We start from the raw sequence: 19,701 nt of genomic DNA, 5'->3' as shown, positions 1-19,701 counted from the left end.
CCTTTCTTCCATCGTCGGGATACCGCCATGCACACCCTCGTCCGCCTGTTCCTGTTGAGCACCGCTGCCCTGTCGTTGTCCGCCTGTTTCGATGATGCGCCGCGCATCGACCAGAGCGGTCTGTGCACCTACAACACCGACCCTCAGGCTGAACGCTGCACGCCCGGTCAGATGGCCTGGTTCAAGCCGGACCAGGAACAACCGATCAGCGAACAGGGGGCGCTGAGCGTGGCGGCGGCCTATTGCGACTTCAACCATCAGGTGATGTACAACCGCGCTGGCGTGCTCTGTGTGTTCACCGACCAGCGCCTGCATGTCGTCAAATAACTACGGCATAGCGCTCCCGCACGCAGTAGCGAGCCAATCGGCTTAACAGCCCGTAACAAGCGGCGTATCGTGAGAATTCCATCCCCCGTGGAGGAGTCGCTATGTTCCAGGTAACGCGAAACGGCGAAAACCGCATCGACTTGGCGCTTTCCGGAAAGCTCGACAGCCATGACATGAAAGCCCTGCTTGATGAGCTGAGCCAAACATCCGAAGGCATCGAGCATGGCCGAATGCTTTATCGAATCAGCGCATTCGAGTTTCCTACGCTGGGCGCAGTGGCCGTCGAGTTGTCACGCATCCCTCAACTGTTCCGGTTCGTTCGGCGCTTCGAGCGCATGGCGGTCGTTGCCCACAAGGAATGGCTGAGGAAAGCCAGCGAGATCGAGGGCTCACTGATTCCAGGGCTGACGATCAAGGCATTCGATCCAGCTCAAGAAGAGGAAGCACAAGCCTGGCTGCAACACTAGAGTGCCGTCTCAGGCATACGCCTGCGCGCGGCTCTAACTAGCGCCCCGGCAACACGCAGAGGACGCCCCGGCTGTGCCGCCGAGCATCCCCCGCGTCGGCAATACGCGCTAACCCAGCTGATCGACCATCACCGCGTTGGTATAGATCAGGCTGCCGTCACTCGCCCGATGGCCGACCAGGTGGAACTGGCCGCGCTGATCGCCGGCACTCAAATAGACCCGTATTTTGCAGTCGGATAACGGCCCGCACGCCTCCGGGGTCACCAAATCAATCGCGGCCATATCGACATCGACCATGACCTCAGGCTCATGGGTCTTCTGCAGACGCTCTTCGGCCTGCTCCAGACGCAAATGGTCGAGTTCATTGAGGTGAAAGTGGATGCTCCCCATCGGGGTGGACTTTTTGTCGCCGCTGCTTTTGCACCAGCCTTCGATGGTCAGGGTATTCATGGCAAGACCTCCTGAAGTGAACGCACGGGCACAGGCACGCCCGCCTGCTCAATTTTAGACAACCTACAAGGTCGCGTTAATCCGTTGCCCCGCGACTCGCCTGCACAGGATGAGCGGCTAAAGCTGTGCCGCGCGCCCTACCCGGTGATTGCTGATGGCCAGCGCTTGAATAGCTTTCTGATTCCGGTAGGCTTTGCAGCTTCTTTGAAAGGAGTAATTCCCCATGGCCAAAGCCACTGCCCGCCACATCCTGGTTGCCTCCGAAGCCAAGTGCAACGAACTGAAAGCGGCGATCGAAGGCGGCGCTGATTTCGCCCAAATCGCCAAAGACAACTCCACTTGCCCATCCAGCCGCGACGGCGGCAACCTCGGCTCGTTCGGCCCTGGCCAGATGGTTAAAGAATTCGATACCGTGGTGTTCAGCGCACCGGTCAATGTGGTGCAGGGCCCGGTGAAAACTCAGTTCGGCTACCACCTGCTGGAAGTTACCAGCCGTCAGGATTGATATTGCCCGCCGCCACACTCAGCGCTCGCCGGTAAACCTCCAGGCGAGCGCCTCCGGGGCACGCCAGTGCCCTGCTGAGTTGAAAGGACCGGTGTGATTGCCGGTCTTTTCCATTCCCCCCCTCTCCTAGCCAATCGCCACACCAGCGCACCGTGCCGTCTATGCACGGGGATAAGCGGCTGGGTAAAAAAATGTGATCGCCACCAATTAAGCCGCTGTTAAAGCCGCATGCTCGTGCATTCTGCAAACCGCATGTGTTTGCTACCCTGCGCGCTTTGCCGCTGCGGTAACCCCCATGAGCCTGTCCGACTTTCTGCTGTTCGCGCTGCCGGCGGTGTTTCTCACCGGGCTGTCCAAGGGTGGGTTCGGTGGAGCGCTGGGCGGTATCGCGGTGCCGTTGCTGGCGTTGGCCAGCACGCCGAAACAGGCGGTGGCGATCATGTTGCCGATCCTCTGCCTGGCCGATGTGGTCGGGCTGAAGGCCTACTTCGGCAAATGGGATACGGCCAACCTGAAGGTGATGATGCCCGGCGCGCTGATCGGCATCCTCATCGGCTCACTGACGTTCGAATTGCTCAATGAAAACCTGATTGGTTTGCTGATCGGCGTGATCGCCGTGTCCTTCGTATTACTCGGCGTGCTGAACAGCAGCCAGGCGCCACGCCCACTGCACAAAGGCCGCGGCACCCTGCTGTCGACCCTGGCCGGCTTTACCAGCTTTGTCGCCCACGCCGGCGGTCCACCAGTGATGATGCACCTGCTGCCGCAACAGCTGGACAAGGTGCGTTACGTGGCCACCATCAATATGTTCTTTCTGCTCACCAACGCCCTGAAGCTGATCCCCTACGGCGCATTGGGGCAGTTCACCGAGGAAAACCTGCTGCTGAGCCTGATGCTCGCGCCGATTGTGCCGATTGGCGTGTGGACCGGCCTGTGGCTGCAATCGCGGGTCAACCACACGTGGTTCTACCGCATTGCGCGCCTGGGCATGTTGCTGGCCGGCATTCAGCTGATATGGCGCAACCTGTAACCCACCCCACGCTATCTCAATATGCAATGCCGCACGTCCTCATCGGCGGCATGGCCATGCCAGGCAGGTATACTGCTGCCTCTATCGACCCACCACTCGGCACCCCGCGGACCTCACATGACCACCACACATTCGCCTGACCACACGCCTGCCACCCAGGCTACCGAGGCCACTGCGCTCGACAACCACCCTGCCGCTGAACCGGCGCCAGCGAAAAAGCCCGCTGCTGCAGGCTTTGCTTCGCTGTTTTCAGCCGCCGCGGCCACCTCCGCCAAGAACGATGGCCAGCACTGGAACCAGAAAGGTAATAAATCCGCGCACGAGAAGAAAATCGGCCCGGCGCCCAACGGCACCCGCCGCTCCATGGGCAAGCGCTAAACGCGTAACATTGTGCTCAAGCAGGACGATCCTCGACGCACTCTGGCAGCGAGGATTGGCAGGTGTCAGGACGTGGCAGAGCGACTAAAATCCGCAACCTGAATCCGTAATCCCGGATTGCCGCCGGCCAATGCCCCACCGGGCGGGTGAGGCAACCCGACTCCTTAGCTACCCGATCGAGAGAACCAGCATGGGCGCACAGTGGAAAGCCAAACCTAGAGAAGCCGCCGCCAACGCCAAAGGCAAAATTTTCGGCCGGCTGGTGAAAGAAATCATGATCGCCGCGCGTAATGGCGCCGATCCGGACATGAATCCCAAGCTGCGCCTGGCCATCCATCAGGCGAAAAAAGCCTCGATGCCCAAAGACACCCTGGATCGCGCGATCAAGAAAGGGGCGGGGCTGCTCGGCGACAACGTGCAGTTCGAGCGCACCACCTACGAAGGCTTTGCCCCGCATCAGGTGCCGCTGATCGTCGAGTGTCTGACCGATAACGTTAACCGCACCGTCGCCGAGATTCGCGTGCTGTTTCGCAAGGGACAAATGGGCGCGTCCGGCTCGGTTGCCTGGGACTTTGAGCATGTCGGCCTGATCGAAGCCACGCCGGAAGGCGACGCCGACCCCGAACTGGCCGCCATCGAAGCCGGCGCCCAGGATTTCGAGCCTGCCGAGGAAGGCAATACGCTGTTCATCACCGAACTGACGGACCTCGATGCCGTATGCCGCGCGTTGCCGGAACAGGGTTTCACCGTGCAATCGGCGCAACTGGGCTACCGGCCAAAGAACCCGATCAGTGACCTGAGCGCCGCGCAACTGGAAGAAGTAGAAGCCTTCCTCGAAGCCATCGACGCCCATGACGACGTGCAAAACGTCTACGTTGGCCTGTCGGGCTGACAGGCCGTGGTGGTGGCCCTCGACAGCGACAGGACTGGAGGGATGCGCGGCCAGCCGAGCTGCGGGGTGATGCGATCATCGGGCTTTGATCACACTCCGTAGCGAGCTAAGCAGTTACACTGCTCGGCTGCCGGGTCACCAGAGGCTCCTAGGCAGAGCATGCACACATGGACGTCGCCACACAGGAATTTGACTTTGCATAAGCTACTCACCCTCAGCGCCTGCCTGCTACTCGGCGCCTGCGCTAGCCAGCCGCAGGCGCTCTACCAGCACGCCGTACAAACCGGCAGCAGCCCCATCGCCAAGAGCAACCTCGAAGCCATCCACAATGCCGAGGTCATCCCCCTGCCGGTAAACCCCGGTCTGCCGCCGCAGTGGCCGATCAGCGCTGGCGAGCCGCGCATGGACTTCGGCAGCTCGATCTCCAACTACCGGGTGTTCTCCCTGGAGCTGAAAAAGGGCGAGCGCTACACGCTGAACGTCAATTCGCTGTGCAACGACGCGTGCCTGGGCATCAACAAGTTCGCCCTCAAACCCCGTGCGCTATTGCTCGATGCCTACGGCGCAGTGATCGCCAGCAAGCCATCGCGTGCCTCGACGATCGTCGGCGTGGTGAGCCTGGGCTGGGATGGCGAGGCGCCGGAAGATGGCACCTACTACCTGCTGGTGGCCGCCGACAACGAAGACGTCGGCAAGACCATCGTCATCGACGATGTGTGGCTCAATAACTCGCCACTGATGGCCGTCAAAGTCGGTATGAACAGCTCGCCTTTCGGTCAGATCAGCGCGTTTTCCAGCCCTATCCAGCGCTGAGCCTGCGCCACACCCGCCATAGTGCCGGCCTTTGGCGCCCGCGATCTCACCTCGCGGGCGCACTGCCGGATCGACAGGCTGCTTATAGTCACTATCGAAGCGAATGATTTCGGCTTTGCCCAGCCGTCCAATAGCCTGAGCGCATCCCGTTAAAGCCCTTGGCACCCGGTGCTCAGATGAAACGCTCACTCGCTCTTATGCTCGCCACCCTCAGCCTGCTGCTCGCAGGCTGCACCACCCAGTCCGCGCCGCCCGAGCGTCCGTACAGCGACGCGCAGATCAAGCAATTTGCCCTGGAAATGCTCAGCCGTAGCAACCTGCCATACGAGGACTACGAGAAAATCCGGCGCGCCCTGATGAATCCAGCGCACCGCATGTCCAATGCGATCAAGGACGTCGAAGCAACGGCGCCAGCGGACGCCAATCGCAGCTGAACGCACACAGCAGAGCAAGCCGCATCCGCTTAGAGCAGAGTCTTGGCCGCCAGCGTCGCGGCCGCAGCAACCACCACCAGTGCCAGCACGCCCAGCAACAGCCGATTGATCCGCGTCTCGGGCGCTGCCGCAGGCACGCTGGTTTTCAGCGCGGGGTTGGCTTGGCCAGCCGTGCGCAGCGGGTTGGCGCTGGCTGGCGCCGGGCTGACCACGGCCTGGCTCTTGATCGGTTTAGGCAGGTCGATGGCCCGCATGAACACCGTGGCGTCTTCGTCCTCGGCTTGCGCCACGTCGATCTTCGGGCCGATCACCAGCAACGTTACCGAACCCATTTTCAGTTGATCGCCCGGCTGCAATACCGCGGTACTGACTTTCTGCTGGTTGACCTGCACGCCATTGGCCGAGGCCAGGTCCTTGACCTCCAGCACGTCGTCCTTGAGGAAGAATTCGCAATGCCGACGCGACAGCTCCAGGTCGCCAAAGCACAGCTCGCACTTGACCGAGCGGCCAAAAGTCATCGACCCGGTGACATGGAACTTCTTGCCCTCATGCTCACCCTTGATGACCTGCAAGAACCAGCGCGCGGCCGTTTCGACCTTGGCCTTGCTCTTGGCTGGATCGACAAACAGCAGCTCGACCGCGCCCAGGCGCACACGGTCGTTGGCGCGAATCTGGTAACGCGCCCCGATCCGTTCGTCGTTGACGAAGGTGCCGGCCGGGCTGCCAAAGTCGGTCAGGTAATAGAAACCATGATCCTGGCGAACCTCCGCATGAAACGGGCCGATGTCGGCATCGGCCAGCACCAGGCTGTTGCGGCTGTCCTGGCCGATGGTGAAACGCTCGTCGGCCAGCCAGATCGGCGCCTGGCGGTTGTCGCTGAAGTGAATTCTGAGCATGTTCGGCGTTTACCTTGGCTATGTCGCAATTACGTGTTGCATGAGCAGCCCCGCTACGGCCCGGCGCTAATCCAGCGCACGCTGCGCCAGTGGCCAACGCAGTGGCCGCAGTCAATCGTTGAAAATGTTGTTCCACAGGCGCTTGATCGGGTTTTGCGCGCCCGGCTCCCGCGCCGCGGCATTCCCCGTGCTGCGCGTGCCGGCCGGCGCGCGAGGCGCCTGAGCCACACGCACGCGGCGCTCATGATCGTCATAGCGTTTTAGCAGGATTTCGTTGACCGGTTCTACCTCAAGCCCCTGTTTGATGTACTCCAGTGCCAAACTGTACTCGCGCCGGGTATATGCCTGCTCGCTGAGTTCGATAAACCGCTGCGCCACACGGTTCATCCCCGCCAGAGCGAGCAAGTTGTCCGGCTCCCAGGCCAGCACCTGACGAAAATAGAACACCGCGCTGTCGTCTTCGGGCAGCCATAACCGTTCCTCGCCGATGCGCTGCTCGGCCAGTTGCAGGTAGCCGTTGATACGCGCCTGGAGCACGCGATTGAGGCCGTCCAGGGCCTGCACGTTGTGCTGATCGAGCAGCAACGCCTGGCGGAAGAAGAAGTCGGCATTATCCTGTGGCGGTTCAAGCAGCTTGCCCTCGCCCAGACGCTGTTCAGCCTGCGCCAGGTAATCGGCGATCTGCATCTGCTGGTAGCCGTAGTAGCCCGCACCACCCGCGCCCGCGAGCAGCAGTACGCCGAGTAATGCCCAGAGCAACACGGGGCGGCGGATGCCGGCAGGCGCGCGCGGCCGCGCGAGGCCCAGCACGAGCGCAGGGGCGATGCGGGTGCTGTCGGAGTCCTGCTCGTGCAGTTCATCCAGGCTGGCCAGCAGAACGCGGCAATCGGCGAAGCGTTCGTCGGGATTCTTCGCCAGCATGCGTTCAAGCAACCATTGGTAGCCGCTCAGGTGCGTCGGCAAAACCGGCAGGTCCATCTGCACATGGTTCATCACGGTCTGCGTGTAGTTGGCCCCGCGGTAGGGATTAGTGCCGGTGAGCATCTCCAGCAGGATCACGCCGAGGCTGTAGATATCGCTGCGCGCATCCAGAGGCTGGCACTGCGCCTGTTCCGGGCTGCTGTAGGCCGGGCTGCCAACGGCGATGCCGAACTGGGTGAGGTCGTGATCCAGCGTCACTTCCTTGGCCACGCCAAAATCAGTGATCACCGCCGTAGCGTCGTCGCGGAAAAGAATGTTGGCCGGCTTGATATCGCGATGTACCAGCCCCTTGTCGTGCACCACCGCCAGGCCGCTGGCGATCTGTCGAACCAGGCGCAAGGCACGTTGCACCTCGAATACCTCGCCTTTGTACTGCGCCAGGTCGCCACCGGGAACGAACTCCATGGCCAGGTAATAGCGGCCATCGGCGAGCCGGTCGATGTCATGGATGGTGATGATCGAAGGGTGATGCAAGGAGGCTACGATGTGGCCTTCCTTGATAAATCGCTGGCTGAACGCTTCGTCGTCGGCGCTGAGCAGGACTTTCACCGCCACCTTGCGGTGCAACGACTGCTGGGTAGCCAGGTAGACCTCAGCCATGCCGCCCTTGCCCAAACGGCCGTGCACGCTGTAGCCAGGTATCTCAATCAAGCCTTCGTTCATAGGGGGCGGCGCACGTCGAGTGGTTAGGGTTTCAAGGGTTTCAACAGCTTGCTGAGGAAGCTGCGCGGGCGTACGGCAACTGCGGGCGCGCTGGCGGCACGGCCGAGCACGATGCAGGAGATATTGTCCCTGCCGCCCGTCTGATTGGCTAGGGCGATCAGTTGGCCGACCAGCGCGTCGAGGGTGGCGGCGCTGCTGCACACTTGCTGGATCTGCGTATCGCTCAGCTCGCCGGTCAGCCCGTCACTGCATAGCAAGAGCAACTCATGCGCGCCCAGGCTGCCGCAGACCAGGCCAACATCCAGCGCCTGGTCGTCGCGCCCCAGGCACTGCAAGATGACATTGCGCTGCGGGTGACTGCGCGCGGCCTCGCTACTCATTTCACCGGCATCGATCATCGCCTGCACCCAACTGTGGTCGCGGGTCAAACGCGTGATGTTGTCGGCGCTGACCCGGTAGGCACGGCTGTCGCCAACCCAGGCGATCTCGAAATCGGCACCGCTGAAGTGCGCGGCAACCAGCGTAGTGCCCATGCCACGCCCCTCGCCATCCTGCGCGGCGGCCGCAAGAATCGCGTGATTGGCGGCGTGCACGGCGGCGACTAATCCCTCGCCAGCCGCACTGGCACCCTGCAAGGCTTCCAGTGCCAAGGCGCTGGCCACCTCGCCACACTGGTGACCGCCCATGCCATCGGCGACCGCCCAGAGTCTCAGCTCGGCGCAGCACAACACCGCGTCTTCATTGTGTTCACGCACCTGGCCGGCAACGCTTTGCGCCGCATACACCAGGGCTTGTTCAATCAACGTCGTGGACATGCTTGCTTCTTCGTAACCTTGAGGACGGCACAGCCGGCATCGCCGTGGCGAATGCGCCAGAGCGCATGATGCGACCGGCATGCGGCGCTGTCATCGGCCGCGGCAGATTTTCCAGTGAAGTGTTAACCAGTCGAGCCCCGGCAGCAGAGTGCGAGCCGATGAATAGCCCACAACCGGCCTTTACAGTGTGACTATCCAGCTATTCTTGAAGATAGGCCGTAGACTTCGATCCATGCAGGCTCATGCAGCTTGGGAGGTGGCAGTGACCCAGAAACCCCTACGATCACCACAGCACCCAACCACTCTGTAAACCGAGGTGACGATCATGAGCAAAGGCATGGATTCAAAGAAACAGGCGAAGAAAAAACCACTGAAAACCGCGCAAGAAAAGCGCATGGCGAAGAAAGGCAAACACGCCGATAAAACCCTGCTCGGCAGTCACTCCGCTAACGCCTGACCCACCTGCCCAGCGGCGGCCATACGCCGGCTGCTGGGCATTTACCTGACCCTCGAACTCATTGATCCCGCCGCATGCACGACCTGCACTTTCGCGCACTCCCCGCGCACCTGAAACCGCTGGCAGACACCTTCTACCGAGCGCAGCGCTCAGCCATGCGCACTGCCCGCCAGGATCGCGTGTGGGTCGCGCAACAGCGCGAGATTGTCGCCGCGCTGTGCCTGCGGCCCATGACGCCCGGGTATTGGCTGACCAGCCTGTTCGTCGCCCCGGCCGCGCGCCGCCAAGGCCTTGGCCGGCAACTGATCGCACAGGCACTGGCGCCAATCGACGAGCCGGTCTGGTTGTTTTGCCACCCCGAACTGAGCGCGTTCTATCGGCACCAGGGATTTATGCCCTGCACTGCGCTACCAGCCGCACTGAACGAGCGGTTGTCACGCTACCAACGCAGCAAGACGCTGATCGCCCTCGTTCGTCAACGCGCCATACCTGCCGTCACCTGACCAGCGGAAAACCGCGTGGTAGAGGGCTCACACGGCTATTTGGCGCAAATGCTGGCACTTTGCTCAGCTTTTACCCTTGCCAGGTTCGGGTAAAGCTCTGCATCCTAAACACGCCCTTGAACACGGCGGCACATCGACGATATGCCCGTTTCAACGGCCTGTTAGCCCATAACAACTAGAAAGTACCGGCTATGTCTATGCAAACCTCGCGGCTGCTCAAGCGCCTGCGTAACGATTTCCAGCTGTCCATCATCACCTTGATGGGTCTATTCGGCGTCCTGGCTATCTCGCCCTATGCCATATACCGCCTGGCAGAAGGCAACTACCTGGTCAGCATCGCCGATACCATCATCGTGCTGTCGACGGTTTTTGCCGTGCTCTACGCCTGGCGCACCGGCGACACGGTCAAGCCGGGCCTGTACCTGGCGGCGATTTTCTCCGTGGGCTCGACGCTGATCGCCATCAACTTGGGGGTCAACGGCCTGTTCTGGATCTACCCGCTGATCCTCTTCAACTTCTTTATGGTGTCGCCGGGCAAAGCGGCAGTGGCCACGTTGCTGATACTCACGGCGCTGGTCAGTCATGCGCTGATCGTGCCGGGGTCGGTGTTCGAGAGTACCTACCAGATGATCTCATTCCTGGTCACCAGCATGATGGCCAGCCTCCTCACATGCATCTTCGCCTACCGCACGCGTAGCCAGCGCGACCAGCTGCAGACCCTGGCGATTCAAGACCCGCTGACCGGCGCGCGCAACCGCCGGGCGATGAACGAAGAATTGAAAATTGCCATGTCCACCCACCGCCGACATGGCAATAACTATGGCGTGCTGGTGATGGACCTGGATCACTTCAAGCTGATCAATGACAAGTTTGGCCACCAGGCTGGCGACCAGGTGCTGGTGGCATTCGTCAGCTTGATCAAGCAGGCCTCGCGCAAGGAGGATCGGCTGTTTCGCTTCGGCGGCGAAGAGTTCCTGCTGCTGCTGCCGAATACCGATAGAGCCGGCTTGCAGGCAGCGGCTGCGCACCTGCAACGCCAGGTTGGGCAAAACCTGAAAGGGCCGGGCGGACCGGTAACGGTGTCCATGGGCGGTGCCATCCTGCGTCCGGGTGAACACTGGGAAAGCTGGCTACAGCGGGCCGATCAGCACCTGTATCAAGCCAAAAGCGCCGGGCGCAACTGCACTCTCATCGATGAGACACCGATCCCGGCGAGTAACTCGCCGGTCAATTGATGCTGCCGTCGCGGGCATGCAGCCCCGCGGAACAATCCGCCATGCCGAAGGCCTTGGCCGCCCTCAAAAGCCTGACGGTTCATGCGACACGTAATTGGCACAGCGCCACAAAAAAGGGCAGCCAATGGCTGCCCTGTTCGTGACTACTGCATGGCTCAGTGGGCAACAGCGCCACTGGCCCCGTAGCCGGTCTGCGAGCGCACGAACTGCGGCAGGAAGCGCGCCCGTTCCTCGGCGGCCGACTGCGACGTGTCGGTGATCGAGAAGAACCAGATACCGCTAAATGCGACGATCATCGAGAACAGTGCCGGGTACTCGTAGGGGAAGATGGCTTCGGCATTGCCGAGTACCTGCACCCACACGGTTGGCCCGAGGATCATCAAGGTCACCGCGGTAACCAGGCCGAGCCAGCCGCCGATCATGGCGCCACGGGTAGTCAGGTTCTTCCAATACATGCTGAGGAACAGCACGGGGAAGTTGCAGCTGGCGGCAATCGAGAACGCCAGGCCGACCATGAACGCGATGTTCTGCTTCTCGAACAGAATACCCAGGCCGATCGCCAGCACACCCAGGGCCACGGTGGTGATCTTCGAGACGCGCAGCTCATCCTTCTCGTTGGCCTTGCCCTTCTTCAGTACGCTGGCGTAGAGGTCATGCGACACCGCCGAAGCGCCGGCCAGGGTCAGACCAGCCACGACCGCAAGGATGGTGGCGAAGGCAACCGCGGAGATGAAGCCGAGGAACCAGCTACCGCCCACCGCGTTGGCCAAATGCACCGCCGCCATGTTGTTGCCGCCCAGCAACGCGCCGGTGGCGTCCTTGAACATCGGGTTGGTGCTGACCAGCAGGATCGCGCCAAAGCCGATGATGAAGGTCAGGATATAGAAGTAACCGATGAAACCGGTGGCGTAGAACACCGACTTGCGGGCCTCCTTGGCATCCGAAACAGTGAAGAAGCGCATCAGGATATGCGGCAGGCCAGCGGTGCCGAACATCAGCGCCAAGCCGAGGGAAATCGCCGAAATAGGGTCTTTCACCAGACCGCCGGGGCTCATGATCGCTTCGCCTTTGGCGTGCACTTTCACGGCTTCGGCGAACAGCATGCCGAAATCGAAGTTGACGTGCTTCATGACCATCAACGCCATGAACGAGGCGCCGGAGAGCAGCAGCACGGCTTTGATGATCTGCACCCAGGTGGTCGCCAGCATGCCGCCGAACAGCACGTACATGACCATCAGGATGCCGACCAGGATCACCGCGACATGGTAGTCGAGGCCGAACAGCAGCTCGATCAGCTTGCCGGCGCCGACCATTTGCGCGATCAGGTAGAAGGCCACCACGACCAGCGAGCCGCTGGCAGACAGGGTGCGAATCTCCTTCTGTTTAAGGCGGTAAGACGCCACGTCGGCGAAGGTGTACTTGCCCAGGTTACGCAGGCGTTCGGCGATCAGGAAGAGGATCACCGGCCAACCGACCAGAAAGCCGATGGAGTAGATCAGGCCGTCGTAGCCCGAGGTGAACACCAGGGCGGAAATACCCAGAAAGGACGCGGCCGACATGTAGTCACCGGCAATCGCCAGGCCGTTCTGGAAGCCCGAGATGCTGCCGCCAGCGGTGTAGAAGTCGCTGGTCGAGGTGTTGCGTTTCGAGGCCCAGTAGGTGATGCACAGGGTGGCGCCGACGAACGCCAGGAACATCACGATGGCTGCGGTATTCAGCGGTTGCCGCTGCACCTCGCCTTCGAGCGCACCGGCAGCCCACAGCGCCGGCGTGATGGCCATCAAGCCAATGGCACTCAGCAGACGCGCGATCATTTCTGCACCTCATCGAGAATCAGTTGATTGAGGTCGTCGAACTCGCCGTTGGCGCGGTACACGTAAATCCCAGTCAACACGAAGGCCGAGAGGATCAAGCCGACGCCCAGCGGAATACCCCAGGTGGTGGTTGATTCAGGCGTGATGCGCACGCCGAGCCACTCGGGCACGAAGGCGATCAGCAGGATAAAAGCCAGGTACAGGCCAAGCATGATGGCGGAGAGTATCCAGGCGAAACGCTCGCGCTTGGATACCAATTCTTTAAAACGCGGATTCTGTTCAATCTGCTGGTAAATGGTGTCGCTCATGGTAGTCCTCCACAGCAGGGGATGCTGGTGGCGGACACTCTAAATCGGCGGTTACAGCGCAACAGACGACCTTAGTCGAAGCGTCAGGCGTTTCACGACCAAAGTCTAGAGCGGCAAAATGCTGGCACATCGCAGGGGTAGTTAGCCGTACAACTTCGCTAACTCGCGCCTGCTGCCGAGTTTCTGGCACCAGCCTGTTTCCAGTGGCCATCTCTGGTATCGCATCAGCCTATTCAGTGCCTCTGCCGCAGGCATTTCGCGAACGTCACTGTGCGAGGTGTGTTGCATAGCGTACGGTAGCCGCCAAACGGTTTTCAGTGCTCGCCGGCAACATAGCGGCTATGTTCGTCGGCATCCTCTGCGCAATTCCACGCGCGACCTGTAACAAGCCAGGCCTTAACGTGTCTATTGCATGCCCCCTCGCTTAGAGACCCGCCATGAAACGACGCTCCCTACTCCAAGGCCTCGCCTTGCTGCCAGTCTTACCAGTGCTTGGCGGCTACGCCAGCCGCAGCCATGCCGCATCGTCCGGCAGCGCAGCGGCCGTTGTGCCGCTGCAAAAGCCGCACGCGGCCTGGCGTGAACAACTGTCCCCCGAAGCCTATGCGGTGCTGTTCGAAGAAGACACCGAACGCCCAGGCAGCAGCCCGTTGAACCAGGAGAAACGCGCCGGCACCTACCTCTGCGCCGCCTGCTATTTGCCGCTGTTCGACAGCCAACACAAGTACGAAAGCGGTACCGGCTGGCCAAGCTTCACTCAGTCGATAGACGGCCATACGGGCATCAAGCGCGACTTCAAGCTGTTCTTCCCGCGCACGGAATACCATTGCGCGCGCTGTGGTGGGCACCAAGGCCATCTGTTCGACGATGGTCCAGCACCGCGCGGCGAGCGCTGGTGCAATAACGGTGTAGCCCTGCGTTTCATTGCCCAGGGCGAACCCTTGCCCGCACTGAGGAGTTGACGATGACGACCGTCCTGCGTTCCAGGCCAAACCGCGTATCGCTTACGGCAACGCTGCTCTGCGCCCTGCTATTGACGGCGTGCAAGCCGACTTCGGCGGAAACCCCAGCGGCTCCATCCACGCCGCCCGCCACCCCGACAAACCTCGCCCCGGGCGAGCAAGGCGTCGCGGTGTTTGCCGGTGGGTGTTTCTGGTGCACCGAGTCGGATTTCGACAAAGTGCCGGGCGTGATCGCCACCACCTCCGGCTACATCGGCGGCAGCTTGGCGAACCCCAGTTATGAACAAGTGTCGGCGGGTACCAGCGGGCATATCGAAGCAGTGCTGGTCAACTACGATCCCAGCAAGACCAACTACGCCACGTTGCTGGAAGCCTTTTGGCCGACCATCGATCCGGTGACGCCAAACGCGCAATTCTGCGACCGTGGCCCGCAATACCGCAGCGCGATTTTCTACAGTACGCCCGAAGAAAAGGCCCTGGCCGAAGCCTCCCGGGATGCCCTGCAGGCGTCTGGGCGCCTCAAGCAAGCGATTGTCACCGAGATACTGCCGGGCACCACGTTTTACCCGGCCGAGGAATACCATCAGGACTACTACCAGAAAAATCCGCTGCGCTACAGCTACTACCGCAACGGTTGCGGTCGAGACGACCGGCTGGAGCAACTGTGGGGTAAACAGGGCTGAGCCATTCGCCGCAACGCCAGGCTCACGCTGGCTGATGCCGCGGCATTCAGCGCCCGGCTAAGGCCAGCCGGGCACATCAACATCCGCTAACCTCGCAGCACACTCTGCTGCGAGGTTAGTCATGGCACTGCTGAAACCGCTGTTCAAACTGGCCTCACTGGTGGCGCTGGGCGGCTGGCTGCTATTGGTCTGCCTGCCGCACTGGCAATGGACCGACGAACTGGTGCTGGGCCTGTCGGTCCTGCTGCTAGCGCTGATTTACACCTGGTTGCTAGGCGCGGCCATACGCCAACGGCCAGAACCTGGCAGCGGCAAACCCGGGTTTTTCAGCCTCGGCGGCGTCCTCGCCCTGCTGCGCCAACCCACCGCGGCGCTGGCTGCCTGGGTGCACATCCTGGCATTCGATTTGATGGTCGGTTTGTATATCCGCGACGAGGGTGCCCTGGCCGGCATCAGCCATTGGGCACTGCTGCCTTGCTACGTGCTGACACTGATGTTCGGCCCATTGGGTCTGTTGGCGTTTCTTGCACTGCGCTGGTGGCTTGGCCCGGGCATGTGAGCCAACCGGCGGTGCAGAACACCAGCAACGGTTTACCGGAGAATCAGCGAGTGCTCTCACGCCGATAACTGCCCTGCCCTGGCGACTGCTGGACTTCATAGCCGCCGGGGTATTCGATGCTTTGGCGAATGCCACCACGGGTTTCCAGCGACTGACTGCCGTACTGGCTTTGCTCGCGCGTCGAGCCGAGATGATCTGGCAGCCGTTGCCCGCCATACAGGTCATGACGCTCATAGCGCTGGGAAGTACCAATGCTGCCACTGGCTCCCGGGCTGACATAGGCTTGGGGAATCAGGCGAATCGTCGGAGGCGCGGCCTGCGGCTCAGCCGCCCATGCCTGCAAAGCCGACAACAGGCCCAATAGCGCAACGCTGCATGCAAATTTCGTCATATCGACCTCTGTTCTGCACCGATGGGAAACCTGCTAATTCAGGCAATGAGCGTGGCATGACGGTTCAATCACCCGGACAAGCGGTGCCGTCGAGAATCGACGTAGAAGAGAATTGGTGCCGTTGAGAGGAATCGAACCCCCGACCCCATCATTACGAATGACGTGCTCTACCATCTGAGCTACAACGGCGAAATGCCTGCGCATTATTCAATGGAGCGTGCACCTGCTCAAGCGCCTTTTGATACCTGAACGGGTGCTACGTGCTGCGCCTCAACAGGCGCATGCAGATCTCTGGTACGCCGCGTGGCGAGGGTATGCGGGTTATTTTCCGGCCAGTTCGATGCGATCCTCGTGGATCACAATCCGTCCTTGTTTGTACAACCCGCCGATGGCTTTCTTGAAGTTGCCTTTGCTGACGCGAAACAATGCGCTGATCGCTTCCGGCGAGCTTTTATCGTTGAGGTGCAGGACGCCATCGCTTTCACGCAACTTGGTCAGAATCTGCTCGCCCAGGCTGCTCGCGGCTTCCTGCCCCACAGGCTGCAAGCTCAAGCTGATTTTGCCGTCGGCGCGTACTTCCTTGATGAAGCCCTTCTCCTGCATACCGCTGCGCAGAAACTTGAACAATTCGTTCTTATGGATCAGGCCCCAGTGTCGGCCATTGATAATCGCCTTGAACCCCATGTCGGTAGACTCGGCCACCAACAGGTCGACTTCCTGGCCAGCCTGGTAGGTGGGCGGTACGTTGTCCAGGTAACGATCGAGCCGGGCTGTGGCAGTAATGCGCTTGCTGCGTTTGTCGAGGAAGACATGCACAACGCAGTAATCGCCAATTTGTAATGGCCGCTTTTCTTCCGAATGCGGCAATAACAAATCTTTTGGCAGCCCCCAGTTGAGGAATAAACCGACACGGTTGATATCTACCACTTTCAAACTGGCGAATTCACCCACCTGCACTTTCGGTTTTTCCGTGGTGGCAATTAATTTGTCTTCGCTGTCCAGATAAATGAATACATTCAGCCAGTCTTCCACCTCGCTTGGCGTATCGCTGGGGATATAACGCTTGGGCAATAATATTTCGCCATCTGCGCCGCCATCCAAATACAGGCCAAAGTCGGTGTGTTTCACAACCTGCAAACAATTCATTCGTCCAATTACAGCCATGGTGCCCTACCCTCATTTCGAGGCTGGCATTCTACCCGAGTTGACGCCCGGTTTCTCGGCGGCAATGCGCCCGTAGCAGCACCACGCTGGCGGAACCAGCAGCGATCCCGACCAGCGGAAAGGCATCACCCACGCCAGCCGATGTACGGCCGCACACGCCTTGAAGCCTGACGAAACAATGGCTTACTCGGCAACAGCCACCCCGGCCGGCCGATTATCTAGCGGTTTAAAACGCCTACAACTAGATGCCAAGCGTTATTTATCAAGCAATTGTCAAGCCTTTCCGGTACAATGCACGGCCAAATTAATTTTTAAATAGGTTAATGGCCGTCATGCGCGTAAAAGCATCCAACACCAAATCCAAGCCCGCTCCCGCCGTAGAAACTAGCGCCTCGATCGACGCGCAAATTGCGGCCTTCTTAAACGCCGGCGGCGAAATTCAACAAATCGCCAAGGGCGTCAGCGGTCAGGTTTACGGCACCACCAAGCAAATCACCATCGGTAAGAAATAACCGACTGTCACCCGGCCGCGCAGCGCTTTGTTTGCTTCAGCAAGGCGCTAGGCTTCCCCTCCGCTCCACCTCCTGACTCGCCCACGATGCCCCCTGCCCGGCACCCATGGGTTTTTTAGGCAATTCGTCTCTCGCCACTGGCGGTTAGCACAATCATGTTTCAGAATCATGTCAGGTCGCCTTTCGCGGCGGATTCGGCATTGCCGTTGGTGATTGATGGCAATTGCCTCAGGAGTATGTGTGCGCCCTTTCAGCCATTGGCTGCAGCACCCCGTTAGCGTCCTGCTGGCGCTGGGCTTTCTATTTATCGTGATTCCGCTGGCTAGCCGTTATGGGTTGGGCTGGTCACATCCTTTCGGCTATCTATCCGACTTGGCCATCGGCAGCCTTTTACTGGTGCTGCTACACCATCGCGCCTGGCTGCTCAGCGTGCCGTTGATCGTGATCTGGTGCGTCTTCACCTTGAGTACCGCCGAATTGGTGGTCGCCGTTGGGCGGATGCCCGAACCAGCCGACTTGCATTATCTGACCGACGCCCAGTTCGTCAGCCACTCGACCCAAGGTGGCGGCCTGAGCCATCCGCTGCTGGCATTGGCCCTGGCGATCACCGTGGGCGGTTACCTGCTGCTGCGCTGGCGGCAAAAATCGCAGCCAAAGCGTGCGCTCTCCGTTGCCTGGTTAGTGCCATCGCTGCTGCTGTTCAGCGCGCATGCGGCCTATCAATACCGCAGCCCGAGCGAAGCCGACCAATGGCTGCAATTCAACCTGCCACACAAACTGCTGGCCGAAAGCCTCAACGCGGCTCAATTGCACTTGGAAGACTGGCTGGCCGGCGGCCGGCCGAGCGCGCCACCGGACATTGCCGGGCTCAACCAACTCGACCTCACCGGCAAGCCCCTGCTGGAGCAGCCCGGCAAAGCGCGCAACGTGCTGATCATTACCCTGGAAGGCATACCCGGCGCCTATATCGAGGGCAGCCGCAAGGCTATCCACAGCAGCTATTCGCAAGCGCCGATGCCGCGGCTGAGCGAATGGGCCGAGCGCGGCATGCTCACAACTGATTACGTCCTGCACAGCCACCAGACCATTCGCGGCCTGTACGCCATGCTGTGCGGCGATTACAGCAAGCTCGATTCGAGCACCCCGAAAGGCATCGAGCTGCTAAACAACCCGCAACGCAGCCAGCAGTGCCTACCCGCGCAATTGCGCGATCACGGCTTTAGCACCCACTACCTGCAAGGGGCCGGCCTGCGGTTTATGGCCAAGGACCAGATCATGCCGCGCATGGGGTTCGACAAAACCCTTGGGCGTAACTGGTTCAAGAACAAACCGTACCTGCAATTTGCCTGGGGCATGGACGACAAAGCCTATTTCGAAGGTGCCCTGGGCTATGTGAAGCAACTGCGTCGGCAAAAACAACCATGGATGCTCACCCTGCTCACGGTCGGCACGCATCAGCCCTATTCGGCGCCCCAGGACTATCTCGCGCGTTACCCCACCGCCAAGTTGGCCGCGATTGCCTACCTGGACGACGCCGTGGCGGACTTCCTCAGCGGGCTGGAAAAACAAGGCACGCTCAAAGACACCCTGGTCATCGTCACCTCGGACGAATCCCACGGACTGGAAAACGTTCGCCTGGCCTCGGCCTGGGGCTTCAACCTGCTCCTGGCACCCGAACAAAGCCAGTTGCCGGCCCTCAAGAGCGGGGTCTACGGGCACGTTGACCTGACGGCATCGGTACTCGACTATTTCGCCTTGCCTGTCCCAAGCACCCTCTCCGGGCGTTCGTTATTGCGCGACTACGCCAGCGGCCGGGAAATCATGTCCTACACCAACGGCCTGCTGCGCCAGCACGACGGTCAAGGCACCTTCACCGAGTGCGACTTCCAGCACGTCTGCCGGCGCTACGCCAGCCAGGGTTTCATTGCCGACAGCGCACGCTATCTGGGGCGGATGACCGGCCAGCCAGCGCGCTTGATCAGCCAACGGGCAGCGCTGCTCGATCAATCCTTGCACAACGGCCAGATGGGCCAACAGTACCAATTCGCCAACAACGAACGAATCATCCTCAAGCCCACGTTCGGCGATGACTGGGCGGACAACCTGGTCGGCGCGCAATACCTGGAACTGCCGAAAGGCACGCAAACCACGGTCAGCCTGAAGGTACGCGCGGTGCGCATGGGCAAACAGGGCGCCACCTTGCAGCTGAAAACCAAGGAGTTCGACCGCGACGTGGTGGTGCAGATGCCCGAGTTGCCGCTGCTCAAGGTCGGTCAACCAATCGAGGTGCGCTTTACTTTCGACAACCTCGACACACGCAAAGCGTTCTCCTTCCACTTACTCGGCCAAGGCCAAGGCGCCATCGAAATCAGTGATTTCAGCGTGGTCAGCGAACCGCTTGAGTCGAAGCTACTGGCGGCCCAGGGCGACGAGGATGACGCCCTGACCCATTGAGTCGCGAC

23 protein-coding genes and 1 tRNA gene are annotated in these 19,701 nt (G+C 60.8%); 15 read left to right on the top strand and 9 right to left on the bottom strand.

Annotation, left to right across the window (positions count from 1 at the left end):
• The first annotated feature begins 27 nt into the window (after positions 1-27).
• Both B3M58_RS13380 and B3M58_RS13375 read left to right on the top strand, forming a co-directional pair.
• Positions 28-327: a hypothetical protein gene (locus B3M58_RS13380; protein WP_296219785.1), complete on the top strand. Its 300-nt coding sequence runs from the start codon at positions 28-30 to the stop codon at positions 325-327.
• Positions 328-428: 101 nt separating this feature from the next.
• Positions 429-794: an STAS/SEC14 domain-containing protein gene (locus tag B3M58_RS13375; RefSeq protein ID WP_296219783.1), complete on the top strand. Its 366-nt coding sequence runs from the start codon at positions 429-431 to the stop codon at positions 792-794.
• A gap of 108 nt (positions 795-902) precedes the next feature.
• On the opposite strand, the gene B3M58_RS13370 is transcribed toward B3M58_RS13375, so the two are convergent.
• The gene (locus tag B3M58_RS13370) at positions 903-1,244 is read right to left on the bottom strand and encodes a hypothetical protein (protein ID WP_296219782.1); all 342 of its coding nucleotides are present in this window, start codon (positions 1,242-1,244) and stop codon (positions 903-905) included.
• 223 nt (positions 1,245-1,467) lie between these two features.
• On the opposite strand from B3M58_RS13370, the gene B3M58_RS13365 reads away from it, so the two are divergent.
• The 6 genes from B3M58_RS13365 to B3M58_RS13340 all read left to right on the top strand — a co-directional run bounded on the left by B3M58_RS13365 (position 1,468) and on the right by B3M58_RS13340 (position 5,296).
• Positions 1,468-1,749, top strand: coding sequence for a peptidylprolyl isomerase (locus tag B3M58_RS13365; protein ID WP_296219781.1), 282 nt, complete (start codon positions 1,468-1,470; stop codon positions 1,747-1,749).
• 295 nt (positions 1,750-2,044) lie between these two features.
• Positions 2,045-2,779: a sulfite exporter TauE/SafE family protein gene (locus tag B3M58_RS13360; protein ID WP_296219780.1), complete on the top strand. Its 735-nt coding sequence runs from the start codon at positions 2,045-2,047 to the stop codon at positions 2,777-2,779.
• Positions 2,780-2,896: 117 nt separating this feature from the next.
• Positions 2,897-3,157: a hypothetical protein gene (locus tag B3M58_RS13355; protein ID WP_296219778.1), complete on the top strand. Its 261-nt coding sequence runs from the start codon at positions 2,897-2,899 to the stop codon at positions 3,155-3,157.
• Between the two features lie 190 nt (positions 3,158-3,347).
• On the top strand, positions 3,348-4,049 hold the full coding sequence (locus B3M58_RS13350; RefSeq protein WP_296219776.1) for a YebC/PmpR family DNA-binding transcriptional regulator: 702 nt from the start codon (positions 3,348-3,350) through the stop codon (positions 4,047-4,049).
• 195 nt (positions 4,050-4,244) lie between these two features.
• Entirely contained in the window at positions 4,245-4,862 is a 618-nt protein-coding gene (locus tag B3M58_RS13345) for a hypothetical protein (protein WP_296219774.1), read from the top strand.
• A gap of 176 nt (positions 4,863-5,038) precedes the next feature.
• On the top strand, positions 5,039-5,296 hold the full coding sequence (locus tag B3M58_RS13340; RefSeq protein ID WP_296219772.1) for a hypothetical protein: 258 nt from the start codon (positions 5,039-5,041) through the stop codon (positions 5,294-5,296).
• A 29-nt stretch (positions 5,297-5,325) separates the two neighbouring features.
• Here B3M58_RS13340 and B3M58_RS13335 read toward each other — a convergent pair whose 3' ends face one another.
• The 3 genes from B3M58_RS13335 to B3M58_RS13325 all read right to left on the bottom strand — a co-directional run bounded on the left by B3M58_RS13335 (position 5,326) and on the right by B3M58_RS13325 (position 8,651).
• Entirely contained in the window at positions 5,326-6,192 is an 867-nt protein-coding gene (locus B3M58_RS13335; protein ID WP_296219771.1) for an FHA domain-containing protein, read from the bottom strand.
• A gap of 111 nt (positions 6,193-6,303) precedes the next feature.
• The gene (locus B3M58_RS13330; protein ID WP_296219770.1) at positions 6,304-7,836 is read right to left on the bottom strand and encodes a serine/threonine-protein kinase; all 1,533 of its coding nucleotides are present in this window, start codon (positions 7,834-7,836) and stop codon (positions 6,304-6,306) included.
• Between the two features lie 23 nt (positions 7,837-7,859).
• Entirely contained in the window at positions 7,860-8,651 is a 792-nt protein-coding gene (locus tag B3M58_RS13325) for a PP2C family protein-serine/threonine phosphatase (RefSeq protein ID WP_296219768.1), read from the bottom strand.
• A 531-nt stretch (positions 8,652-9,182) separates the two neighbouring features.
• On the opposite strand from B3M58_RS13325, the gene B3M58_RS13320 reads away from it, so the two are divergent.
• Both B3M58_RS13320 and B3M58_RS13315 read left to right on the top strand, forming a co-directional pair.
• Positions 9,183-9,611, top strand: coding sequence for a GNAT family N-acetyltransferase (locus B3M58_RS13320; RefSeq protein WP_296219767.1), 429 nt, complete (start codon positions 9,183-9,185; stop codon positions 9,609-9,611).
• 191 nt (positions 9,612-9,802) lie between these two features.
• Positions 9,803-10,846: a GGDEF domain-containing protein gene (locus B3M58_RS13315; protein ID WP_296219766.1), complete on the top strand. Its 1,044-nt coding sequence runs from the start codon at positions 9,803-9,805 to the stop codon at positions 10,844-10,846.
• Positions 10,847-11,001: 155 nt separating this feature from the next.
• Here the strand turns inward: B3M58_RS13315 and B3M58_RS13310 are convergent, their stop codons facing one another.
• Both B3M58_RS13310 and B3M58_RS13305 read right to left on the bottom strand, forming a co-directional pair.
• Complete coding sequence (locus B3M58_RS13310) at positions 11,002-12,660, bottom strand: cation acetate symporter (RefSeq protein WP_296219765.1); 1,659 nt, start codon at positions 12,658-12,660, stop codon at positions 11,002-11,004.
• Positions 12,657-12,968: a DUF485 domain-containing protein gene (locus tag B3M58_RS13305; RefSeq protein ID WP_296219763.1), complete on the bottom strand. Its 312-nt coding sequence runs from the start codon at positions 12,966-12,968 to the stop codon at positions 12,657-12,659. The genes B3M58_RS13310 and B3M58_RS13305 overlap by 4 nt, the downstream gene beginning before the upstream one ends.
• 437 nt (positions 12,969-13,405) lie before the next feature.
• On the opposite strand from B3M58_RS13305, the gene msrB reads away from it, so the two are divergent.
• From msrB to B3M58_RS13290, 3 genes are all read left to right on the top strand, one after another.
• Positions 13,406-13,930 (top strand): peptide-methionine (R)-S-oxide reductase MsrB, encoded by a 525-nt coding sequence (gene msrB / locus B3M58_RS13300; protein WP_296219761.1) that lies wholly within the window; start codon positions 13,406-13,408, stop codon positions 13,928-13,930.
• Between the two features lie 2 nt (positions 13,931-13,932).
• Complete coding sequence (msrA, locus tag B3M58_RS13295; RefSeq protein WP_296219759.1) at positions 13,933-14,613, top strand: peptide-methionine (S)-S-oxide reductase MsrA; 681 nt, start codon at positions 13,933-13,935, stop codon at positions 14,611-14,613.
• Positions 14,614-14,734: 121 nt separating this feature from the next.
• Entirely contained in the window at positions 14,735-15,172 is a 438-nt protein-coding gene (locus B3M58_RS13290) for an ABA4-like family protein (protein ID WP_296219758.1), read from the top strand.
• A gap of 43 nt (positions 15,173-15,215) precedes the next feature.
• Here the strand turns inward: B3M58_RS13290 and B3M58_RS13285 are convergent, their stop codons facing one another.
• From B3M58_RS13285 to B3M58_RS13275, 3 genes are all read right to left on the bottom strand, one after another.
• Entirely contained in the window at positions 15,216-15,563 is a 348-nt protein-coding gene (locus B3M58_RS13285; protein ID WP_296219757.1) for a hypothetical protein, read from the bottom strand.
• 113 nt (positions 15,564-15,676) lie between these two features.
• A tRNA-Thr gene (locus B3M58_RS13280) sits at positions 15,677-15,752 on the bottom strand.
• Positions 15,753-15,884: 132 nt separating this feature from the next.
• Positions 15,885-16,727, bottom strand: a complete 843-nt coding sequence (locus B3M58_RS13275) for a CvfB family protein (protein WP_296219755.1) — start codon at positions 16,725-16,727, stop codon at positions 15,885-15,887.
• A gap of 323 nt (positions 16,728-17,050) precedes the next feature.
• Here B3M58_RS13275 and B3M58_RS13270 point away from each other — a divergent pair, with 323 nt between their 5' ends.
• Both B3M58_RS13270 and B3M58_RS13265 read left to right on the top strand, forming a co-directional pair.
• Positions 17,051-17,239, top strand: coding sequence for a hypothetical protein (locus tag B3M58_RS13270; protein ID WP_296219754.1), 189 nt, complete (start codon positions 17,051-17,053; stop codon positions 17,237-17,239).
• Between the two features lie 240 nt (positions 17,240-17,479).
• On the top strand, positions 17,480-19,693 hold the full coding sequence (locus tag B3M58_RS13265) for an LTA synthase family protein (protein ID WP_296219753.1): 2,214 nt from the start codon (positions 17,480-17,482) through the stop codon (positions 19,691-19,693).
• The last annotated feature ends 8 nt before the right edge of the window (positions 19,694-19,701 follow it).

The sequence above is a fragment of the Pseudomonas sp. UBA2684 genome, from assembly GCA_002354655.1.
GTDB lineage: Bacteria > Pseudomonadota > Gammaproteobacteria > Pseudomonadales > Pseudomonadaceae > Aquipseudomonas.
Note: the sequence above shows the minus strand (reverse complement) of the source record. Positions and strands in the feature narration are given on the sequence as shown.